Annotated in this window: 1 protein-coding gene; it reads left to right on the forward strand. The window is 47.3% G+C overall.

The window, feature by feature from the left end; translation table 11 throughout:
* The coding region (locus ACS8FD_RS21365) for an IclR family transcriptional regulator domain-containing protein (RefSeq protein ID WP_439277349.1) at positions 1-527 on the forward strand (527 nt) is incomplete at its 5' end.
* Between the last annotated feature and the right edge of the window lie 133 nt (positions 528-660).

The raw sequence follows: 660 nt of genomic DNA on the forward strand, positions 1-660 counted from the left end.
GGAGTCGTCCTGATGTAGTCGCATTTGCTGAACCTTTGCTACGTCAGTTTGCAACACAAAACGAAGTGTCAGTGAACTTAGCCACAGAGATTGCAGGCGAAATGCGTTATCTTGCCTGCTGCCGTAGCCCTGCTCGCCTATCGGTCAATTTACAAGTTGGCTCAGCCGTACCTATCGCACGCACCGCCATCGGGCGGGCTTTTTATGCGGCAAGCTCACAAGAAAGACAGGCGGTTATCATTAGCAATCTACAAGAGAGTTTGTCTGTCGAAGATTATAACCATGCGCAAAGCACTCTAGCCAGCGCAGCAGAGCATTATGAGCAGTACGGTTATACTGTGTCTGATGGAGAGTTTTCTACTGACATATTAGCAGTCGCGGTTGGGGTGTTTGATGTCGCCACTGGGCAATATGCGTATTCACTCAATGCTAGTGTGCCAAGTGCCAACTGGGAAGCAGATGACTATGCTGAGATGATAGTGCCAAAGTTGCAGGCATTGGCGGAGCGGATTGGTGGTGGGGATTAAAGCGGTTGATATTTATCATCTTTAACGCTGTAAATCATTATTGAACCATTGGCATTAATCTTATAGCGATTACGAACATGAGCAATGTAAGGATCGCCGCCACAGATTTCATCGTGGATCACTCATAACTACT

It is taken from the genome of Psychrobacter sp. 1U2, from assembly GCF_051847575.1.